This window comes from Kineosporiaceae bacterium (genome assembly GCA_016713225.1).
Taxonomy (GTDB): Bacteria; Actinomycetota; Actinomycetes; order Actinomycetales; family Kineosporiaceae; genus JADJPO01.
This window is the reverse complement of the sequence record JADJPO010000004.1, coordinates 347,529-362,733: the sequence shown is the minus strand read 5'-3', so window position 1 is coordinate 362,733 and position 15,205 is coordinate 347,529. Positions and strand designations below refer to the sequence as shown.

General features: G+C 70.6%; 12 protein-coding genes. 8 read left to right on the top strand and 4 right to left on the bottom strand.

Going from position 1 to position 15,205, the window contains the following annotated elements; translation table 11 throughout:
* Window positions 1-45: 45 nt before the first annotated feature.
* Entirely contained in the window at window positions 46-699 is a 654-nt protein-coding gene (locus IPK24_18125) for a hypothetical protein (protein MBK8077428.1), read from the top strand.
* Window positions 700-775: 76 nt separating this feature from the next.
* Here IPK24_18125 and IPK24_18120 read toward each other — a convergent pair whose 3' ends face one another.
* A complete protein-coding gene (locus IPK24_18120) occupies window positions 776-1,972 on the bottom strand; it encodes a GNAT family N-acetyltransferase (GenBank protein ID MBK8077427.1) in 1,197 nt (398 codons plus the stop codon).
* Between the two features lie 90 nt (window positions 1,973-2,062).
* Here IPK24_18120 and secA point away from each other — a divergent pair, with 90 nt between their 5' ends.
* Window positions 2,063-4,783, top strand: coding sequence for a preprotein translocase subunit SecA (gene secA / locus IPK24_18115; protein ID MBK8077426.1), 2,721 nt, complete (start codon window positions 2,063-2,065; stop codon window positions 4,781-4,783).
* 15 nt (window positions 4,784-4,798) lie between these two features.
* On the opposite strand, the gene IPK24_18110 is transcribed toward secA, so the two are convergent.
* Entirely contained in the window at window positions 4,799-5,329 is a 531-nt protein-coding gene (locus tag IPK24_18110; protein ID MBK8077425.1) for a hypothetical protein, read from the bottom strand.
* A 70-nt stretch (window positions 5,330-5,399) separates the two neighbouring features.
* Between IPK24_18110 and IPK24_18105 the strand changes: the two genes are divergently transcribed.
* The 4 genes from IPK24_18105 (at window position 5,400) to IPK24_18090 (ending at window position 9,855) form a co-directional block, all read left to right on the top strand.
* A complete protein-coding gene (locus IPK24_18105; protein MBK8077424.1) occupies window positions 5,400-6,056 on the top strand; it encodes an HAD family phosphatase in 657 nt (218 codons plus the stop codon).
* Between the two features lie 96 nt (window positions 6,057-6,152).
* Window positions 6,153-7,583, top strand: a complete 1,431-nt coding sequence (locus IPK24_18100; GenBank protein MBK8077423.1) for a wax ester/triacylglycerol synthase family O-acyltransferase — start codon at window positions 6,153-6,155, stop codon at window positions 7,581-7,583.
* Entirely contained in the window at window positions 7,580-8,122 is a 543-nt protein-coding gene (locus tag IPK24_18095; protein ID MBK8077422.1) for a hypothetical protein, read from the top strand. The genes IPK24_18100 and IPK24_18095 overlap by 4 nt, the downstream gene beginning before the upstream one ends.
* A 134-nt stretch (window positions 8,123-8,256) precedes the next feature.
* Window positions 8,257-9,855, top strand: coding sequence for a GGDEF domain-containing protein (locus IPK24_18090; protein ID MBK8077421.1), 1,599 nt, complete (start codon window positions 8,257-8,259; stop codon window positions 9,853-9,855).
* Here IPK24_18090 and IPK24_18085 read toward each other — a convergent pair.
* On the bottom strand, window positions 9,841-10,596 hold the full coding sequence (locus IPK24_18085; protein ID MBK8077420.1) for a TetR/AcrR family transcriptional regulator: 756 nt from the start codon (window positions 10,594-10,596) through the stop codon (window positions 9,841-9,843). The two genes, IPK24_18090 and IPK24_18085, sit on opposite strands and share 15 nt — an antisense overlap.
* A gap of 95 nt (window positions 10,597-10,691) precedes the next feature.
* Between IPK24_18085 and IPK24_18080 the strand changes: the two genes are divergently transcribed.
* A complete protein-coding gene (locus IPK24_18080; protein MBK8077419.1) occupies window positions 10,692-12,881 on the top strand; it encodes an MMPL family transporter in 2,190 nt (729 codons plus the stop codon).
* 86 nt (window positions 12,882-12,967) lie between these two features.
* Window positions 12,968-14,308, top strand: a complete 1,341-nt coding sequence (locus IPK24_18075) for a hypothetical protein (GenBank protein MBK8077418.1) — start codon at window positions 12,968-12,970, stop codon at window positions 14,306-14,308.
* A gap of 24 nt (window positions 14,309-14,332) precedes the next feature.
* Here IPK24_18075 and IPK24_18070 read toward each other — a convergent pair whose 3' ends face one another.
* Window positions 14,333-15,118, bottom strand: a complete 786-nt coding sequence (locus tag IPK24_18070) for a hypothetical protein (GenBank protein MBK8077417.1) — start codon at window positions 15,116-15,118, stop codon at window positions 14,333-14,335.
* Between the last annotated feature and the right edge of the window lie 87 nt (window positions 15,119-15,205).

The window sequence follows — 15,205 nt, the reverse complement described above, 5'->3', positions numbered from 1 at the left end:
GGGTTGGGCCGGTGGGGCGCCCCGATCTGCTTCAGGAGCCTTTCGATGCGTTCGCTGGCAACACTTTTGGCCGCTCTGGCCACGTCTTCCGCTCTGGTTCTCGGCGCCGGCACGACCGCCGGTGCAACACCCGCCGCGTCCGCCGCGGCCATCGCGGCGACGACGGCACCGACCTCGCGGGTGCCGGTGGCCTCGCTGCAGATCACGGGGGCCCGCACCGAGGTCGTGGTGCACGGCGTGCGGCGCAGCGCGCAGGCGCGCTGGATCGACGGCGTCGTCGATGACCGCCTGGTCTCGATCGACGGTTGCCTCGCGGCCGTGCCGGAATCGACCGTCGCGGCCGGGGTGTATCGCGCCGGCGTCACCACGGTCTGCCGCGGCGGAGTCGCCACGGCTCGGGCCGCGGCCCGGTCGCTGGTGCGCAGCAAGCCCTGGTACCGGGTGAGTGTGCGCTCGGTGCGACTGACCGCGTTCACCTTCACCGCTCCGCTCGCCTCGGGTGCGGGCGCTCCGGTGGAGGCCGCGCTGGCACAGCTGCCGGTGGACGCCGAGACCTACGTCGAGGGCGACGACACCTCGATGGTCTACGTCGGTCGCGGTGTCAGCCAGGCCCGCTTGGACGCCGCCCGGGCAGCGTTCGCGCACGAACTGGGCATCGGCTCGGCGCGGGTGAGGGTCAGCCCACTGCGCCTCACCTGAAGACCGTGATCATGCAATCCGTGCACATCGATACATCGATGTGCACGGATTGCATGATCACGGCGGTTGGTGTGGCTCAGGGGCACTCCCGGGCCAGGATGTCGAACCGCAGCATGTCGCGCACGGTGCCGTCCCGCAGCCGCTCGCCGTGGCGATCGACGCCGCTGGGGCGGAACCCGATACGGCGCGCGATCCGTTGTGAGGCCGTGTTGCCGTCCGCAGCCCGCAGCAGCACCCGATCCAGACCCAGCCCGCCGTCCTCGGCGGGAAGCAGGGCATGCCGGACGGCGAGCGCGACCCCGTCGCTGGTGAGTCCTCGGCTGCGCCCGTCCGGGTGTGCCCAGTAGCCGACCTCGCCGTGGCGACCTGCTCGGCGCACCTGCAGGCCGATCTCGCCGAGCAACAGCTCCTCGCGCCGGATGTCGGTGACCGCCCAGTACAGGGCGCGCCCGCAAGCCTGGTCCTCCGCGGTGCCCAGCAGATGCTCGTGGGCATCGGTCAGGGTGTAGGGCGAGGGCAACAACGGCAGCCAGTACTGCGAGAGCGCATCCGAACAGGCCTCGGCGATCGCCCTGGCGTCCTCGCTGCGCAGCGGACGCAGCCGCGCGGAGCCGGCGGTGAGCACCGGTGACTCCAGCCAGGCGTGGGCCGGATACAACGGCTGTCCGCGACGCCAAGCCCCCTGCCAGGTCTCCACGACGTTGCCGCGCTGCACCATCAGGCCCCGGGTTCGTCCGTCGATCCGGAACCCGACCGACCACGCCGCCCGGCGAGCGGCCCAGTTGCCCACGGCGGCCTGCCAGCTCACCACCTGCAGGTCGAGCGCCCGCACGCCCCAGGGCAACAGCAGCCGCAACGCCCGCTCGGTCAGGTCGTGGCCCCGGGCCCAGGGCGCGATCACGTAGGTGACCGCGGCGGCGCCCGGTGGGCCGCAGCGCAGGTCCACGGTGCCGGCGTACGCGCCGTTCAGCTCCACCGCGAACGACAGGCGCCCGTCGCGCCCGACGTCTCCGACGTCTGTGTCGTCTGTGTCGACTCCGTCGTCTCTGTCATCTCTGTCATCTCTGTCGTGTCCCTCGTGGATCCGGCGCGCCAGGAACTCCGCGGCGTCCTCACGCGTGTAGGGATCGGGCACCGTCGTCCAGCGCCGGGTCTGGGCGTCGTTGCCCTGGGCCAGGAGGGCCTCGCTGTCCTGGGGGTGGTGAGGCCGAAGGGTCAGGCCATCGGGGGTCGCCGATTCGCGCAGGGTCGGGGGCCGGGGCGGCGGGGACACAGGGCCAGCCTGACGCGGCAGGCTTGCCCGGGGCAATGGCAGGGCGTTCGGCGTCTACGATGGCGGCACTGAGACCTGACGGGAGTACGTGTGGTGAAGATCGTCGAGCGGATGCTGCGGCTCGGTGAGGGGAGAACCCTCAAAAAGCTCGCCGGCCTGGCCAGCCAGGTGAACACGCTCGAGGAGGACTTCGCCCGACTCTCCGACGGTGAGCTGCGCGGTGAGACCGATGTCTTCCGCGCCCGCGTCGCCGACGGGGAATCGCTCGACGACCTGCTGCCCGAGGCCTTCGCCGCGGTGCGCGAGGCCGCCAAGCGCACCCTGGGCCAACGCCACTTCGACGTCCAGTTGATGGGCGGTGCGGCGCTGCACCTGGGCAACATCGCCGAGATGAAGACCGGTGAGGGCAAGACCCTCGTGGCCACCGCCCCGGCCTACCTGAACGCCCTGTCCGGCAAGGGCGTTCACATCATCACCGTGAACGACTACCTGGCCTCCTACCAGAGCGAGTTGATGGGGCGGATCCATCGCTTCCTCGGGCTGCAGGTCGGCTGCATCATGGGTCAGATGCCCCCGGACGAGCGCCGGGTGCAGTATTCCGCCGACATCACCTACGGCACCAACAACGAGTTCGGCTTCGACTACCTGCGCGACAACATGGCCTGGTCGACCGACGAGATGGTGCAGCGGGGCCACAACTTCGCCATCGTCGACGAGGTCGACTCGATCCTGATCGACGAGGCCCGCACACCGCTGATCATCTCCGGCCCGGCCGATCAGCCGCAGAAGTGGTACGGCGAGTTCGCCAAGATGGCCAACCGGCTGCGCCGCGACGTCGACTACGAGGTCGACGAGAAGAAGCGCACCGTCGGCATCCTCGAATCCGGCATCGACCGGGTCGAGGACTACCTCGGCATCGCGAACCTCTACGAGAGCGTGAACACCCCGCTGATCGGCTACCTGAACAACGCCGTCAAGGCCAAGGAGCTGTTCAAGCGCGACAAGGACTACGTCGTGCTCGAGGGCGAGGTGCTCATCGTCGACGAGCACACCGGCCGATTGCTGGCCGGGCGGCGGTACAACGAGGGCATGCACCAGGCCATCGAGGCCAAGGAGGGGGTCGAGATCCAGAGCGAGAACCAGACCCTCGCCACGATCACCCTGCAGAACTACTTCCGCATGTACGACAAGCTCTCGGGCATGACCGGCACCGCCCAGACCGAGGCGGCCGAGTTCATGTCGATCTACAAGCTCGGGGTGGTGACCATCCCCACCAACCGGCCCATGGTCCGGATGGACGGTCAGGACCTGATCTACAAGAACGAGGAGTGCAAGTTCGACGCGGTGGTCGAGGACCTCGTCGAACGGCACGCCACCGGGCAGCCGGTGCTGGTGGGTACCACCAGCGTCGAGAAGAGCGAATACCTCTCGAAGCTCCTCATCGAGCGCGAGGTGCCCCACGAGGTGCTCAACGCCAAACACCATGAACGTGAGGCGTCGATCGTCGCGCAGGCCGGGCGCAAGGGCGCGGTCACCGTGGCCACCAACATGGCCGGCCGCGGTACCGACATCATGCTCGGCGGCAATGCCGAGTTCACGGCCGTGGCCCGCATGGCCGAGCTCGGTCTCGACCCGGCCGAGTCGCCGGAGGAGTACGAGGCGGCCTGGCCCGAGGTGCTCGCCCAGGCGCAGGCGAGCGTCGCCGCCGCCCACGAAGAGGTCAAGGAACTCGGCGGTCTGTACGTGCTGGGTACCGAGCGGCACGAATCCCGCCGGATCGACAACCAGTTGCGCGGTCGCTCCGGCCGCCAGGGAGACCCCGGTGAGAGCCGGTTCTACCTGTCGCTGACCGACGACCTGATGCGCTTGTTCAACTCGAACATGGTCGAGTCGTTCCTCACCGCGGCCAAGATCCCGGACGACGTGCCGATCGAGCACAAGATGGTCACTCGCTCGATCGCCAGCGCGCAGAGCCAGGTCGAGGCGCGCAACTTCGAGATCCGCAAGAACGTGCTCAAGTACGACGACGTGCTCAATCGGCAGCGCGAGGTCATCTACGGCGAGCGGCGCAAGGTGCTCGAGGGCGCCGATCTGCACGACCAGCTGGGCCACTTCATCGGTGACGTGCTCGCCGCCTATGTCACGGCCGAGACCAGTGAGGGCATGCCCGCCGACTGGGATCTCGACCGGCTCTGGACGGCGTTGCGCACCCTGTACCCGGTCGGGATCACCGTCGATGAGGTGATCGAGGAGGCCGGCGGTCGCGAGGGTGTCACGCACGACATGTTGGTGCGTGAGCTGACCGCTGACGCCCAGGTCGCCTACGAGCGGCGCGAGCAGGCCCTGGGCGCCGAGGTGATGCGCGAGCTGGAACGTCGCGTGGTGCTGTCGGTGCTCGACCGCAAGTGGCGTGAGCACCTCTACGAGATGGACTACCTGCAGGAGGGCATCGGTCTGCGGGCCATGGCTCAGCGTGACCCGCTGGTGGAGTACCAGCGTGAGGGTTTCGGCATGTTCCAGGCGATGACCGAGGCCATCAAGGAGGAGTCGGTCGGCTACCTGTTCAACCTCGAGGTCGAGGTGGCCCAGCCCGAGCCGGAGGTGGGCGCCCCGGAGGTGCCGGGTGGTGTGCTGGTGGCCAAGGGGCTCGTCACGCCGCAGCGCCCGAACCAACTGCAGTACAGCGCACCGACCGAGGACGGCGGAGTCGAGGTGCACGGTGGCGACGGCGAGGCGTCCGCCCAGGGGGCCGAGGACGGCGAGGCCGGGCAGAACCGGGCTCAGCGTCGCGCAGCGCGCCGCCGTCGCTAGCTCGGCGGCATCGGTTCAGCCGGTCTCCCACGCGGTCACCCGCCACCTGCCCTCGGTTCCCTCCAGGCGGAGCGCGACCGCCCGAGCCCGGCGGCCGTCGTCCACCACGGCGGCAGCCTCGACCACGCCGGGACGCGGGGTGCCCAGCTGCATCGCCCGGACCCGGATCACCGGCCGTCGCCGGGCCTCGCCACGCGCGGCGGCCAGGCGATGGCGCCGGCAGAGCGTCTCGAACACCTCGGGGCTGGTCCAGCGCACCACCTGGCCCTGGGGCCGGAACCCCGCGGCCACCTCCAGCGCGACCTGGACGAACTGGGCGGCCCATGAGCGGGGATCCGGCAGCTGATCGCGGGCGTTCGCAGCGGGATCCGGTGGGGCGACTCGTCCCGGCGGCGGGACCACCAGGGACAACGACTCCTGCCCGGGCAGATCGCCCGGCTCGGGCTCACGGACCAGCCGCAGCGCCGGCCGTGGCTCGGCGGCCGGGATCGGCAACCGGCGCAAAGTCGGCCGGCTCGGCGCACCGGCGACACTCCACACACTCATGACTCGCACTCCTCGGATCGACTCCACCGAGGAAGGTCGGTTCGGCGGCACGCTGTGACACCGTGGTGGTATGAACCTCGAGACGCCGAAGAACGCGGCGCGGGGTCCGGGCGCGCTGGTCATCGACTGGGGCGGGGTCCTCACCCCGGCGCTCGACGTCGCCCTGCGGCAGTGGGCGCTGCGGGACGGCGTGGACTTCGGCCACTTCCGAGAGGTCCTGCGCACCTGGCTGGAGTCCGGTGACCCACCCACCCATCACCTCGAGCGCGGCACCCTCGCCGAGCGGGACTTCGAGCGGTTGCTGGCGGCCGAGCTCGGTGCCCGGGGCAGTGTCGTCGACCCGCGCGGCCTGCTCGCCCGGCTGTTGGCCGACCTGGCCCTGTTGGAGCCCCGCATGATCGCGGCCATCCGGGCCGCACGGCGGGGCGGGTTGCGTACCGCGCTGCTGTCCAACAGTTGGGGTGAGAACTATCCAGAGGCGTTGTGGCACGACCTGTTCGACGTCGTCGTGGTCTCGGGGCGGGTGGGGCTGCGCAAGCCCGAGCCGGGCATCTTCGCCCACACCGCGCACGCCCTGGCCCTACCGCCGCAGCGGTGCGTCCTGGTGGACGACATGGAGCGCAACGTCGCGGCGGCGACCGAGGCCGGCATGGTCGCGGTGCACCATCGCAGCGTGGAACAGACCCTGGCCGAGTTGGAGGAGTTGTTCCAGATGTCGTTGCGGTGAGGATGTGCCCCGCTGCCGACCCGGAGCCGTATGCTCGGTGCCTCGCCGGACAGTCGTGGCACGGCCTGGGAGATGGCCAGGCCGGAGGGAGCACGTGTGGCGGATCGCCTGACCCCGCTCGACGTCTCGTTCCTGTACCTCGAGGAGCCCCGGACGGCGATGCACGTGGGCTCTGTGATGGTCTTCGACCCCGGGCCGGAGGGGCTGGACTACCCCCGCTTGGTGCGTCACATCGAGGCCCGGATCGCCTTCGTGCCGCGGTATCGCCGACGCGTGCGCACCGTGCCCGGTCGCCTGGCCAACCCGGTGTGGGTCGATGACGAGGACTTCGACATCGCCAACCACCTCCGCCGGGTGAGCCTGCCCGAGCCGGGGGGTCGCGAGCAGCTCGAGGACCTGGTCGCCCGCATCCAGGCCCGACAGCTCGACCGGGGCCGGCCGCTGTGGGAGGCCGCGGTGGTCGAGGGACTGCCCCATGGCCAGATCGCGGTGATCACCAAGGTGCACCAGGCGCTGGTCGACGGCCACCATGCCGTCGACCTGGGCCAGGTGGTGCTGGACGACGAGGCAACCGTGCGCGAGCACCCGCCGCAGACCTGGCACCCGGCACCGGAGCCCTCGCTCGGTGAGCTCGTGGTGGGCGCGATCGCGGAGTCGGTGACCCGACCCACCCGGGTACTCGAGACGCTGCGCTCGGGGCTGGGCGACGTCCGCAAGACCGCTTCGAAGGCCACCGAGGCGGTGGCCGGGCTGGCCGTGGCCGCCCGGGTGGCGGCCAACCCGCCGCAACGCAGCCCACTCAACGTCGAGATCGGGCAGGACCGCCGCTTCCAGATGATCGACACCGACCTGGCCGACTACCGCACGATCCGAAACCGGTTGGCCGACAGGGCCACCGGTGAGGGGCCGGTGACCACCGTCAACGACGTGGTGCTCGCGGTCGTGGCCGGGGCGCTGCGGTCGTGGTTGCTCGCCCGTGGTGAGCCGGTTCCCCCGGCGAGCATCGTCCGCGCCCTGGTGCCGATCAGCGTCAAGGTCGACAGCGCGGACGCCGCCCACGCCGGGGCGATCGGCAGTCGGGTCTCGTCGCTCCTGGTCGACCTGCCCACCGGCGAGGCCAGCCCCCTGATCCGGTTGTACCAGGTCAGCTATCAGACCCGGGCGCACCGTGAGGCCGGGCAGGCCGTCGATGCCCAGGCCATCGCGGGGATCGCGGGGTTCGCGCCGCCGACCCTGCACTCGCTCGGGGCACGGGTGGCCAGCGGACTCTCGCGGCACATGTTCAATCTGGTGGTGACCAACGTGCCCGGCCCCCAGGAGCCGCTGTACCTGGACGGTTCCCTGATGCTGGCCACCTACCCGGTGATCCCCCTGGCGCGGGGTCAGGCGTTGAGCATCGGCCTGACGTCCTACCGTGGGCGCGTGCACTACGGGCTGTACGGCGACCGCGAGGCCATGGCCGACCTGGATGTGTTGGCGCAGTGTCTGATCGATTCCCTTGCCGAGACCTTGGAGGCCGCGGGATGAGCCCGCAGAGTCCACCGACCCGAACCCGGGTCTACTTGCCGGCCACCCTGGCCACCCTGGCCACCGCCTACGTCTCCGGCGGGTTCGGGGCCGGCTGCGCCGCGCACGCGGTGACCGGTGCGGTGCGGGAGTGGTACATCGAGGGCGACCTCGAAGAGCTGGAGTACGCCGCCCTGAGTGAGGCGGCCGACGCCTCGCTGCGGCTGCTGGCAGGAGAGTTGGCCGCCGAGGCGCGCTACGAGTACCGCCGGGTGGTGATCGCCGCCGATGTCGCCGCCGAGTGCGTGCAGCCGGTGACGGATGCCTCGCCCGGTCGTGCTCGTTCGGCGATCCGGCTGTCGTGCACCGTGCCCCTGAGGGCGATGGTGAGCGTGCACGTCGACGAGGATGCCCCGGCGGTGCGGAGCGCCGTCGCCGATGCCATCGCGGCCCTGCCGGCCGCCGATGCCGGGGACGACGATGCCGCCTTCGTCCTGGATGAGGCGCGATCGCACGAATTGCTGTGGTTCGACGTCACGGAGATCCCCGACGTGATCTGATCGCCCGATCGGGTCTCGTCCTCAGGCCGAGCGCACCCGTGGCCGACGACACCAGGACAGGCCTGCCGTCCGGCAGCGCCCCTCGACGCGCGACGGGATGAGCGGCAGGTGCCGCGACGGGTGGTGACGGTGAGATGACCACATCCGAACACCTCGCTGCCCGGCTCCGTGCGTTCGAGTTGATCTGGGAGGTGCAGGACGCCGGCGCGCCGCCGCTCGACGAGCTGGATGCCCTGCTGGAGCGAGCGACCCAGGACGCGTGGAGCGATGTGCAGAGCGCCTGCCTGCTGGCTCGCCTGCTGCACGCCCGGTGGCAGGGCGGTGATGCTCCGTTCGTCGTCTGGGTCGACCGCCTCCATGCGGTGGCGGAGGAATCCGGCGACGATGCCATGCTGGCGGCGGCCCTGGCCTCGCGAGCGCTGGGGCGGTACACCACCGTCAGCGGCACCTCTGCCCTGGAGGCGGACGCCGAACTGGCTCGGGCGTTGGCCCTGCTGGACACCTGTGACAGTCCACCCCTGGAACGTGTCAATGCCCGCCTGCAGTGTGCCCTCGGGCTCTACGACCGTGGCCTCTGGGAACTGCAGGAGGAGCAGTACGCGCTCGCCGAGCACCTGCTGCCCGAGGTGGGCGACTCGCTGGTGGCGCCGGTGTTGATCTACAACCGGGCCTCGGTCAACCTGACCTGGGCCCTGGCGCTGCGCTGTGTGGACCCCTCGGCGCTGCCGGAGCAGCTCGGTCGGGCGCGCGAGGTCCTGCAGCAGGCGCTGGAGCTCGACACCATGCCGCACCTGTGGCGTCAGGAGGTCCGCTTCATGGGGCTGGTGATCCGTGCACTGGCCGGGGAGCCGGTCGCCGAGGCCGTCGAGGAGCTTCAGGAGACCGGCGTGGAGGGGCCGCTCGACGGCAACCTCCCGCTGGCGCTCGCCCTGGCTGTCGAGGAGGTGGGTCTCGATCGGGCGCTGGAGGCGGCCCGCGAGGCCTCGCAACGGCTGGACCGGTTGACTCTCCCGGCCGAATACGAGACGGCCTTGTGCCTGGCGGCGGAATGGGTGGCGCGCCGAGACGGCGTCCAGGACGGTCTGGTGTACGCACGTCATCTCGCGCAGGACCGGTGGCGGCATCGCGTCGCTGCGCTGGACGTCATGCGGGCGCGACTCGAGGCCGAACGGCGGCGGGAGGAGCATGATCAGCTGTTGCGTCAGGCGCATCTTGATCCTCTGACGGGTCTGGCCAACCGTCGTGGTCTCGCGCGGTACCTGGACTCCATGCTGCGTCGCGGGCAGGAGGAGGTGAGCGTGCTGGCAGTCGACCTGGACCTGTTCAAGCAGATCAACGACCGCTTCGGGCACGGCGTCGGGGACGAGGCGTTGGTCGAGGTGGCCCAGGCGCTGTCCGGCAGCGTTCGAGCGGAGGACCTCGCGTGTCGGCTGGGTGGTGACGAGTTCATGGTGGTGCTGGCCACGGCGAACCCCGACGCAGGGCGTCAGCGAGGGGAGCAGGTGCTGGGGAAGCTGGCCGCGCGCCCCTGGCAGGAGCGGCATCCGGACGTGCACATCTCGGTGAGCATCGGGATCGGCGCCGGCCGCCTGGACGACTGGGATGGAGTGCTGGCTCGCGCCGACGCCGCGCTCTACGTCGCCAAGGAGGGGGGCCGCGGCCGGGTGAGCGGCCCGCTGTCCGAGCCGTCCTCGCCCGCGGAATCCTCACTCGCGCAGTCAGTCCAGCGGTGAGACCCCCGCCGCCACGGCGACCGGATCGATGCCCATGGCGAGCAGCGTCTGGCGCACGGTGAGGTCGAAGAACTCTCGGCTGACCGTCAGCAGCGGTCGCGGCAGGTGTCCGAAGACCTCGGCCGAGAGCATGCCCAGGACGATGACCCAGAACTGCATCGCCAGCGCCGTGGCGCCGACGGGCAGGTCGGTGTTCTCCTTCTGTCCGACCTCCACCAGCGCCGGGCGCAGCGCGGCCGGCACGCTGTCATCCCCGGGGGGCTGCAGCAATCCTTGCTCCATCGCCCGCACCAACAGCCCGAGCAGCGCCGCCCCGGTGCGCATCGCCGCGGGCGTCTGCTCGTACACGGGCGGTTCGTAGCCCGGCACCACCGGCCCGTAGATCAGGGCGAACTCCTGCGGGTGCTCGAGTGCCCAGCGCCGGAAGGCGTGCACGCCGGCCAGGATCGCTGTCGAGGTCGGGTCGACCGGTGCGGCGGCGATCGCCTCTTCGACCGTCTCGCCGATCTGGTCGTAGGCGTCCACGATCAGTGCCGTGAGGATCGCATCGCGGCTGGGGAAGTAGCGGTAGAGCGCCGAGGGGGTCAATCCCATCGTGCGGGCGATCGCGCGCAGGTTGAGCGACGACGTGCCCTCGCGGGCCATCAGGTCGCGGGCGATCTGTTTGATCTCCTCGGCAGTGGCCTCGTGACGGCGTTGGCGGCGGCCACCCTCGGCGGGCGCCGACTCGGTCATGGACACCGTGCCACTCTAGTCACCGACCCGTTCTGTGAACATTGTTCGCTTCAGTGAATGTCAGTCTTGACAACCCTTCAAACCGAGAACATTGTTCTCGCATGACAACAACGTTCACCACGGTGTCCGGTGAGTCCGGGTCGAGCCGGTCGACGCCCCCCTCGCGCCTGGCCCGAGTGATCATCGGCCGCGCCCGGTGGGTCCTCGCCGCCTCGTTGCTCGCCGTCGTCCTCGCCGGGGCGCTGGGCGCCGGTGCGATCGGCAAGCTGCTGGGTGGCGGCTTCGAGGACCCGTCCAGCGAGTCCTCACGGGCCAATCGGGTGCTGGAGCAGAGCTTCGGGCAGCGGCCGGCGAATCTGGTGCTGCTGGTCACCGCGCCGGACGGCGTCGGCGTGGACGACGCAACCGTCGCCGCCGTGGGCCGGGACGTCGCGCGCCGGTTGGACGCCGTCGGCGACGTCGAGGTGTTGGCCTCGTACTGGGGAGCGCCGCCTGCGGTGGCCGCCGGGTTGCGCAGCACCGACGGGCACCGGGCCATGGTGGTGGCCCACGTCGAGGGCAGTGAGGACGCCGTGCTCGATCGCGCCCGACCGCTGCAGGAACAGTTCACCGGGCCGACGCCGCTGCCCGGCGGGGGCACCGTGCAGGTACAGACCGGTGGCCTGGCCCAGGCGAGTCTGGACATCAACAGCCAGGTGGCCACCGACCTCGCCCGTGCCGAACTGATCGCGATTCCGCTCACCGTGGTGATGCTGATCGTCGTGTTCGGGTCGGTGGTGTCCGGCCTCCTGCCGCTGCTCGTCGGCGGCATCGCGATCCTGGCCACCTTCGCCGTCCTGAGCGGCCTGGCCGAGTTCACCTCGGTGAGCATCTTCGCGCTCAACCTGACCACGGCCCTGGGCCTCGGTCTGGGCATCGACTACTCATTGCTCGTCGTCAACCGATTCCGTGAGGAGCTGGCCGCCGGGCACGCCGTGCCGGACGCCGTCGCGATCACGGTGCGTACCGCCGGCCGGACGGTGGCCTTCTCGGGCGCCACGATCGCGGTGGCCCTGGCGGCGCTGCTGGTCTTCCCGTTGTACTTCCTGCGGTCGTTCGCCTACGCGGGCATCGCCGTGGTGAGCATCGCCGCCCTGGCTGCCACCGTGACGTTGCCGGCCCTGCTGACCGTGCTGGGCCGCCGGGTGAACGCGCTGCCCGTCGGACGGCGCCGCGACCTCACCGTCGGAGGTGGGGCCTTCTGGCATCGCCTGGCGCAGTTCGTGATGCGCCGTCCGGTGGCCTCGGGCCTCCCCGTGATCGTCCTGCTGCTCACCTTGGGCCTGCCCTTCCTCGGGATCTCGTTCTCGGTTCCGGACGATCGCGCGATCCCGGCGCAGGTGTCGCAGGGACGTCAGGTGGGCGACATCCTGCGCACCGAGTTCGGTGGCCAGGACGACGTGGCGGTGTTCGCGGTCCTGCCCCAGGCCACCCCGGGCCAGGCGAGCGCCTTCGCCGACCGGCTGGCCGCCGTCCCGAACGTGGCGCGGGCTCACGCCGAGGGCCGCGTCGTCAAGGCCACCCTGGCCGTGGACCCGTTCGGGGCCGGCGGTGAGCGGGCAGTGCGCGACATCCGCGCCGTGGCGGCGGCGGACGCCGACCTGGGGGAGGTCTCGGTGGGCGGGCCCACCGCCGCGCTGGTCGACACCAAGACCACGATCGGCCACCGGCTGCCCTGGGCCGGCCTGCTGATCGGGCTGACCACCTTCGTGCTGTTGTTCGCCTTCACCGGCTCGGTGGTCTTGCCGTTGAAGGCGTTGGTGCTGAACGCGTTCACCATCGTCGCCGTGCTCGGCAGCATGGTCTGGGTGTTCCAGGACGGGCATCTCGCCGACCTGCTGGGCTTCACCCCGATGCCGCTGACCATCACCATGCCGCTGCTCATGTTCGCGGTGGCGTTCGGCCTCTCGATGGACTACGAGGTGTTCCTGCTCGGGCGGATCACCGAGTTGCACCAGGGCGGGGCCGACACGGCCGAGGCGGTCGCCGGGGGGCTGGCGCGCACCGGGCGCATCATCTCCACTGCGGCGGTGCTGTTGTCGATCACCCTGTTCGCGTTCGTGTCCAGCAAGGTGAGCTTCATCCAGATGTTCGGTCTGGGAACGGGCTTGGCGATCGTGCTCGACGCCACGCTGGTGCGCGGGGTCCTGATGCCCTCGATCATGCGCTTGATGGGATCGGTCAACTGGTGGGCGCCCGCCCCGCTGCGCAGGCTGCATGCCCGGTACGGGCTGCGGGAGGGAGGGTTGTGACGCCGACGGTCACGCAGGGTGAGCGATGTCGTGAAATCGACGACCGGACGATGGCTCGGGTGGCGAATGTGTCATGATCGGATCTCGTGAATCCGCTCCGGGTAACCCTGTCCTCGCTCGCCGTGTTGTTGCTCCCGCTGGCGTTGCTCGCGACGGGCGCCGCCCCCGCACAGGCGGCCACGTACCGTCTCGATCGCACCATCAGCGACACGCGGATCACCGAGTCCAGCGGTCTGGCCCGCAGCACCTGGTCGTCCTCGGTGCTGTGGACCCACAACGACAGCGGTGACCTCAACCGCATCTTCGCCATCGCCGCGGACGGCACCACGAAGGCGACCTACACCCTGGCCGGGGCGAACGCCAACGACTGGGAGGACATCGCCTCTGGTCCGGCCCACTCGCTGTGGGTGGCCGACACCGGCGACAACGATCGCGTCCGCAGCGCGGTCGCGATCTACAAGGTCACCGAACCGCAGACCCTGGCGACCGGCACCCTGGCGGCCACCAAGTACGTGCTGACCTACCCCGATGGCGCCCATGATGCCGAGGGGCTCATGGTCCACCCGGTCACGGGCCGGGTCTACCTGGTGAGCAAGCAGGCCACAGGTGCCGCCATCTACGTGGCGCCCGCCACGCTGAGCGCCAACACCGCCAATCTCCTGACCCGCGTCGCCGATGCCCCCGCCTACGTCACCGCTGCGGCGTTCGCACCCAACGGTGTCGGGTTCGTCCTGGTCGACTACTGGAAGGCCCACATCTACGCCGGACTGGGGGCGGCCCCGTCGTCCTTCGCCAAACCGTCTCTCTTCCAAGGGGAATCGGTCGAGGTCAGCGGCGATGGTCAGACCATCTACCTGGGCTCCGAGGGTGGCAACAGTCCGGTCTACGCCACGGCCTGGCCCTCGACGACGAGCCTGAACCTGACGCCCGGCAGCAGCTCGACCGCGGCCACGGGCACCTCCTTCACCGACGGCCAGGTCGCCACCACCTTCACCCTGCCGCGCACCACCAACCTCGGCGGCGGGGTCTACGCCGGGGCGTTGATGCGCGGCGCGGGATCGTCCACGGGCTACGCCGCGCGGGCGCGGTTCGCCGCCGACGGCTCGATCACCCTGTCGGTGACCCGCAACGTCGCCGGAGCGGCCGAGGCCCCCCTGGGCTCCTCGGCCGTGTTGCCGACGCGATTCGCCGCCGGGTCCGCGATCCGGGTCGAGTCGTCCGTGTCCGGCACCACTGCGGTGACCATCTCGGTGCGTGCGTACGCCGCCGGTGCCACCGTCCCGGCCTGGCAGCTCACGGTGACCGACTCCTCGGCGTCCCGGCTCACCACGGCGGCGGCACCCCGGGTCTGGGGGTACCTGTCCAGCAGCGCCGTCGGGGCGCTGGCCCTGCCCTACAGCGGGACCACGGTCACCGTCGTCCGCTGAACCCACGCTCGTGCCCGTGTCGGCTCACGCGTCGGGCTCAGGGTAGGTATGCCGTCCCCGTGACGGGTGCGTCGTCCATATGCCCTTGCGACGGCTATCGACCACCACCAGGGCGCCGAAGGCAGCGCCGAGTGCCCACCCTGCCCAGATCGGCAGGGCGAGGACGCTGGCCAGATAGACGAGGCTCGCCGGACAGCACCCGACGAATGCCACGAGCAGGTAGTGCCGGACGGCGAGGTCGAGTCGAGGTGGTGGCGCCCATTGCGGGCCGCCGTCCAACTGGGGTACTGCCCACCAGGTCGGGCTCAGGCGCCGCTTCTCGAGGGTCTTGAACAGGACGACTGCGGGGACGACGAGCAGGAACAGCAGCAGGGCCACCCAGTTCTGCGTGGCGCGGTACCCGAAGCCGAGTGAGGTGCGTACCTGACCATCGGGCAGCAGAAAGGCCACCAGGTGGCGGTCCCAGGTCAAGCCGATCACCTCACGGGTCCCCAGGTAGTGATCCAGCCGAGCGGACGTCGAGGTGTCGACCATGGCGTTGTCGTGCGGGCGACCCCCGGTGTCGATGGCGTAGTACTCGCCAGGGCCCTTGGCGTAGAACGAGACCAGCACGCCGACCCGAGGCGCCAGACAGTTCGTGGCGATCGACCCACCACAGATCGGAGCCGACTCCATGGCGTGCGCTCGGCGCACGGCGCCGGCGACCTGGATCCCGGCGGCGATCACCAACGCCACGGCCGGGATCAGCAGCATCGCTAGCAGCACCGGGCGAGTCCAGAACCCGGCCCGCCAGAACTGCCACGTGGTCATCCTTCCCCCTGGAAGGTCTCGAAATGCTCGGCGGTGAACGCCAGGCTCTCATGGCAGGCCCGAGATAGTGTCGGCGCTGCCTGCACC

Excerpts from the sequence above, each read along its gene's own strand:
- IPK24_18125 (MBK8077428.1), top strand. The coding sequence starts at position 46 with ATGCGTTCGCTGGCAACACTTTTGGCCGCTCTGGCCACGTCTTCCGCT.
- IPK24_18110 (MBK8077425.1), bottom strand. The coding sequence starts at position 5,329 with ATGAGTGTGTGGAGTGTCGCCGGTGCGCCGAGCCGGCCGACTTTGCGC.
- IPK24_18105 (MBK8077424.1), top strand. The coding sequence starts at position 5,400 with ATGAACCTCGAGACGCCGAAGAACGCGGCGCGGGGTCCGGGCGCGCTG.
- IPK24_18095 (MBK8077422.1), top strand. The coding sequence starts at position 7,580 with ATGAGCCCGCAGAGTCCACCGACCCGAACCCGGGTCTACTTGCCGGCC.
- IPK24_18090 (MBK8077421.1), top strand. The coding sequence starts at position 8,257 with ATGACCACATCCGAACACCTCGCTGCCCGGCTCCGTGCGTTCGAGTTG.
- IPK24_18080 (MBK8077419.1), top strand. The coding sequence starts at position 10,692 with ATGACAACAACGTTCACCACGGTGTCCGGTGAGTCCGGGTCGAGCCGG.
- IPK24_18070 (MBK8077417.1), bottom strand. The coding sequence starts at position 15,118 with ATGACCACGTGGCAGTTCTGGCGGGCCGGGTTCTGGACTCGCCCGGTG.